This window comes from Sulfitobacter sp. UBA4523 (genome assembly GCF_002388305.1).
Classification (GTDB): Bacteria; Pseudomonadota; Alphaproteobacteria; order Rhodobacterales; family Rhodobacteraceae; genus Sulfitobacter; species Sulfitobacter pontiacus.
The window spans coordinates 3,147-8,312 of record NZ_DGMH01000016.1 but is presented as its reverse complement, the minus strand read 5'-3'; the positions used below and the strand labels follow the sequence as shown (position 1 = coordinate 8,312).

Sequence of the window (5,166 nt, the reverse complement as noted above, 5' to 3'; positions counted from 1 at the left end):
TCTCGCCGCTCAAGGCGCTGGCCGCGGATATCAAGCGCAACCTCACCACCCCGGTGACGGAAATGAGCCTCCCCATCCGGATCGAGGACCGCACCGGCGACACCTCGCAAACGCGCAAACGCCGGCAACGCGCCGACCCGCCTCATATCCTGCTGACCACCCCCGAAAGCCTTGCGCTGCTGACCTCCTACGAGGATGCACCGCGCATGTTCAAAGGGCTCAAACGTGTCGTGATCGACGAGATCCACGCGCTGGCCGACAGCAAGCGGGGCGACCAACTGATGCTGGCACTGGCGCGGCTGCAACGCCTGTGCCCGGGGCTGAAACGGGTGGGCCTGTCAGCCACCGTCGAAGATCCCGCCGCCATCGCGCATTTCATGGCACGTCACCCCGACCCCTGCCCGATCCTGCTGGCCGATCCCGGCCCGCCGCCCGACATCCGGATGCTGCGCACGGACGCGGCCCCGCCGTGGTCCGGCAATGGGGCTGCCTATGCGATTCCGGCGGTGCTCGACCAGATACGCCAGCATAAAACCACCCTGATCTTCCACAATACCCGCGCTCAGGCCGAGATTTTCTTTCACAATCTCTGGCTCGCCAACGAAGATAGCCTGCCCATCGGCATCCACCACGGCTCGCTCGATCGGCAGCAACGCGAACGGGTCGAAGCCGCGATGGTGCGCGGTGATCTGCGCGCGATTGTGTGCACCGGCAGCCTTGATCTGGGGATCGACTGGGGCGATGTCGATCTCGTGATCCAGATCGGCGCCCCGAAGAATGTCAAACGGCTGGTCCAGCGCATCGGGCGGGCCAACCACCGCTATAACGCGCCCTCCAAAGCGCTGCTGGTGCCTGCCAACCGGTTCGAGGTGGTCGAATGTGTCGCCGCCCTCGACGCCGTATTGGCAGGAGAGCTTGACGGCGACCCGCGCGGCCCCGGCCCCCGCGATGTGTTGTGCCAGCATATCCTGATCACCGCCTGCGCCGGCCCCTTCGACGCTGACGCGCTCTATGCCGAGGTGACCTCGGCCGGGGCCTATGCCAGCCTCAGCCGCGCCGCCTTTGACGCCTGCCTCGATTTCTGTGCCACAGGCGGCTACGCCCTGCGCGCCTACGACAGATGGCAACGTCTGATGTGCACCGACGGCAAATGGCACCTGCGCGACCCCCGCAGCAGCCAGCGTATCCGTATGAACATCGGTACCATTCAGGACACGGACACGCTGAAGGTCCGCATGAAGCGCAACCGCGGCGGTGCCCCTTTGGGCGAAATCGAGGAAGGTTTCGCCGCCTCGCTCAGCGCGGGCGACACATTCCTGATCGGCGGCCAGATCGTCAAATACGAAGGGCTGCGGGAAATGACCGTAGAGGTCAGCCGCTCCGCCGCCAAGAAACCACGCGTCGCCACGTTCATGGGCACCAAATTCGCCACCTCGACCCAGCTCTCCGCCCGCGTGCAACGCATGTTCACCCAAGACAGCTGGCCCGAGTTGCCGCGCCACACGGCCGAATGGCTGACCCTGCAACGCGAGGTCAGCCAACTGCCGCAGCCGGGCCGACTGCTGATCGAAAGCTTCCCCCATGAGGGCCGCGCCCAGACGGTCTTCTACGGCTTCGCCGGACGCAACGCGCAGCAAACGCTCGGCCTGCTGCTGACAAAACGGATGGAGGAACTGGGCCTCAACCCCCTGGGCTTCGTCGCCACCGATTATGCCACGCTGATCTGGGGGCTGGATCCGGTCGACGACCCCGCCCCGCTCGTTGATGCCACAGCCCTGCATGACGGGTTGGACCATTGGCTGGCCGGCAATGCGGTGATGAAACGCACGTTCCGCGCCGCCGCCACCATCGCGGGGCTGATCGAACGGAACACCCCCCAAGCCCGTAAGTCTGGCCGGCAGGCGACCCTCAGCTCTGATATCCTGTATGACACCTTGCAGAAATACGAACCCGATCACCTCCTGCTCGATATCACCCGCGAAGAGGCCCTGCGCGGGCTGGTCGACTTTGGCCGGATCGAGGAAATGCTGCATCGTATCAAGGGCCGGATTGACCACCGTATCCTCGACCGTGTCAGCCCGCTGTCCGCACCGCTGTTTCTGGAAATGGGTCGCGTGCCGGTCAAAGGGCAGGCAGAAGAACGTCTGCTGGCCGAGGAATCCGCGCGGTTGATGGAAGCCTCCGGCCTCGCACAGATCACACCCGCGCCGGATAACATCCCCCTCAAACGGTGCTAGACATGGCAATCCCTGCGCAGCTGAGTATTTTTGAAAGGGTGAATTAACTTTCGCTTAGGTATTTTGCCCCATGATCACCCCGCGGTACAGGCTGGAGAGCCGATGACCGCAAAGGGTGAAGACGCCCCCACGCCCCTCGGGATCAGCGGGGGCGTCTTCCGCTTCACCCTTTTTCAAATACTCCTGCGCCCCGCCATAGGCGCGTCCATCGGCCAGCGCCCCTTGCGCCCGCGGGCAAACTTGGTGATGAACGCAGCATGAACATCGGGTATGAATTCGACTTTTGCGGCGCGCGGCTGACGGCGCTTGGCTCTGGCGCTTTGTGGTGGGCAGATCACGGGCTGCTCTGCGTGTCCGACCTGCATCTTGGCAAAGCCGAACGAATTGCGCGGCGCGGCGGCACGGCGCTTCCCCCTTACGAGACGATGGACACGTTGACCCGGCTTGCGGCGGCGCTTGACCGTGTACCCGCGCGCGTCGTGGTGTGTCTGGGCGACAGTTTCGACGATCTGCACGCGGCCCACGCCCTGCCCGAACCAGCGCGGCTGACGCTGGCGCGGCTGCAGGCGGGCCGGCAGTGGCTGTGGGTAGAGGGCAACCACGACCCCGGTCCCGTCGAACTGGGCGGGGAGCATCTGGCCGAGCTTGTGATCGGCCCCCTGCAGTTCCGGCATATCGCGCAGACCGGCGCACAGGCCGAGGTTTCGGGACATTATCACCCCAAGGCACGGCTGCGGCTGCGCGGGCGGTCGGTGACGCGTCCGGCCTTCCTGTATGACGACCGACGGCTGATCATGCCTGCCTTTGGCACCTATACCGGCGGGTTGTACAGTGACGCGCCGGTGCTACAGGCATTGATGGGTCCGCAGGCCTGCGCCATACTTACCGGACCGCAGCCCACCGCGATCCCCATGCCGCGCTAGTCGCAGCCACGGGGCCGGCTATCCATGTTGAAAGAGCCCCTATGACCCCTCAAGAAATCGCCCGCATCCGCGACAGCTTTGCCGCACAATCGATGATGCAGACCCTCGGCGCTGAACTCAGTGATGTGTCGAAGGGGCTCATCCGGATCGAGGCACCGATCCTGCCCGGCACGCGCCAGCAGCAGGGGTTTGGCCACGCGGGGCTGACGTTCTCTATCGGGGACAGCGCTGCGGGCTATGCCGCGCTGACGACACTGCCCTTGGATACCGAGGTCGTCACCGCAGAGATCAAGATCAACCTGCTGGCCCCCGCCCGCGGAGACCGGCTGATCGCGATTGGCAAGGTGGTGAAACCGGGCAAGCGGCTTTGTGTGGTCACGGCCGAGGTCTTTGCCCAAACCGGCGACCAGCAGGTGTTGATCGCCTTGCTTCAGGGCACGATGGTGCCGGTTCCGGCAACCGCCGCTTAGGCGGTCAGCCCTTCGGGTTCGGGCAGCTCATGGGCACGGCAGCAGGCTGTAACCGTATTGGCCAGCAGACAGGCGATCGTCATCGGGCCCACGCCCCCCGGCACTGGGGTGATCGCACCGGCCACCTTGGCGCAGCTGTCAAAGTCGGCATCACCCACCAGACGGGTCTTGCCCTCACCCCGCTCTGGCGCGTCGAGACGGTTGATGCCCACGTCGATGATTGTGGCCCCCGGTTTGATCCAGTCGCCCGGCACCATCTCGGGGCGGCCCACGGCGGCGATCACGATATCAGCGCGGCGCACAACAGCGGCAAGGTCTTTGGTCCGTGAATGGGCGATGGTCACGGTGCAGCTGTCGTTGAGCAGAAGCTGGGCCATAGGTTTTCCCACGATATTGCTGCGTCCGATCACGACTGCATCCATCCCCGACAGGGTGCCGTGGTGGTCGCGCAGCATCATCAGACAGCCAAGCGGCGTGCAAGGCACCATGGATTTCTGCCCCGTGCCCAACAGACCGACGTTCGAGATGTGAAACCCGTCGACATCCTTGGCCGGATCAATCGCGCTGATCACAAGGTCTTCGTTCAGGTGATCGGGCAAGGGGAGCTGTACGAGGATACCGTGGATCGTATCATCCTTGTTCAGCGTGTCGATCAGGGTCAGAAGCTCCGCCTCTGATGTGGTGTCTGCCAGCCGGTGTTCGACCGATTTCATGCCCACTTCCTTGGTCATCTTGCCCTTGGATTTGACATAGACCTCGGAGGCAGGATCGGCCCCGACAAGCACCACAGCCAGCCCCGGCGTGATCCCGTGATCGTCCTTCAGCCGCGTGACATGCTGGGCGACCTGCCCCCGCACCTGTGCTGCAAATGCCTTGCCGTCAATGATCGTCGCTGTCATGGGGACCGTCCTTTGTCTGTTGTGGCGCTGCTATCACCTGCCACAGCAGGCGAAGGCGCGAAGGGGCGACCCTCCGCGCCCTGTTCATACGCGCTTAGAACAGACCTTCAACATCGCCGATGTCATTGAGACGAATATTTTCGGCAGAAGGCACCCGTGGCAAGCCCGGCATGGTCATGATCTCACCGCAGATTGCCACGACAAAGCCCGCGCCGGCAGACAGGCGCACCTCGCGCACGGGGATGGTAAAGCCGGTCGGCGCGCCGCGGGCTTCGGGATCGGTGGTAAAGCTGTATTGCGTTTTGGCCATACAGACCGGCAGATCGCCATATCCATGCTCTTCCCAGTCTTTCAACTGGTTGAGGATCTTCTGGTCCATCACCGCCCCATCCGCGCGATAGATCTTTGTGGCGATGGTGTTGATCTTATCGGCCAGCGGCATCGCGTCGGGGTAGAGCGTGGCGAAATCCGCCTTGCCCTTATCGATCGTCTCGACCACTTTCTCGGCAAGTTCGGCAGAGCCAGCGCTGCCCAATTCCCAGTGGCGGGACAGCACGGCCTCGGCCCCTTGCGAGGCGACATAGTCTTTGACCGCTTGCACCTCTGCGTCGGTGTCGGTGACGAAATGGTTGATCGC

Annotated in this window: 5 protein-coding genes; 3 read left to right on the top strand and 2 right to left on the bottom strand. The window is 64.0% G+C overall.

Annotated elements, in window-relative coordinates:
* The 3 genes from B3849_RS02970 to B3849_RS02960 form a co-directional block, all read left to right on the top strand.
* Positions 1–2,237 (top strand): ligase-associated DNA damage response DEXH box helicase (locus B3849_RS02970; protein WP_286779801.1); only part of this gene is annotated, 2,237 nt, incomplete at its 5' end.
* A 257-nt stretch (positions 2,238–2,494) separates the two neighbouring features.
* Complete coding sequence (gene pdeM, locus B3849_RS02965; RefSeq protein ID WP_278425807.1) at positions 2,495–3,160, top strand: ligase-associated DNA damage response endonuclease PdeM; 666 nt, start codon at positions 2,495–2,497, stop codon at positions 3,158–3,160.
* Between the two features lie 41 nt (positions 3,161–3,201).
* Positions 3,202–3,630: a PaaI family thioesterase gene (locus B3849_RS02960; protein WP_278425808.1), complete on the top strand. Its 429-nt coding sequence runs from the start codon at positions 3,202–3,204 to the stop codon at positions 3,628–3,630.
* On the opposite strand, the gene folD is transcribed toward B3849_RS02960, so the two are convergent.
* Positions 3,627–4,529 (bottom strand): bifunctional methylenetetrahydrofolate dehydrogenase/methenyltetrahydrofolate cyclohydrolase FolD, encoded by a 903-nt coding sequence (gene folD / locus B3849_RS02955; protein ID WP_278425809.1) that lies wholly within the window; start codon positions 4,527–4,529, stop codon positions 3,627–3,629. The two genes, B3849_RS02960 and folD, sit on opposite strands and share 4 nt — an antisense overlap.
* A gap of 94 nt (positions 4,530–4,623) precedes the next feature.
* The coding region (locus B3849_RS02950) for a formate--tetrahydrofolate ligase (protein ID WP_286779800.1) at positions 4,624–5,166 on the bottom strand (543 nt) is incomplete at its 5' end.

Excerpts from the sequence above, each read along its gene's own strand:
- pdeM (WP_278425807.1), top strand. The coding sequence starts at position 2,495 with ATGAACATCGGGTATGAATTCGACTTTTGCGGCGCGCGGCTGACGGCG.
- B3849_RS02960 (WP_278425808.1), top strand. The coding sequence starts at position 3,202 with ATGACCCCTCAAGAAATCGCCCGCATCCGCGACAGCTTTGCCGCACAA.
- folD (WP_278425809.1), bottom strand. The coding sequence starts at position 4,529 with ATGACAGCGACGATCATTGACGGCAAGGCATTTGCAGCACAGGTGCGG.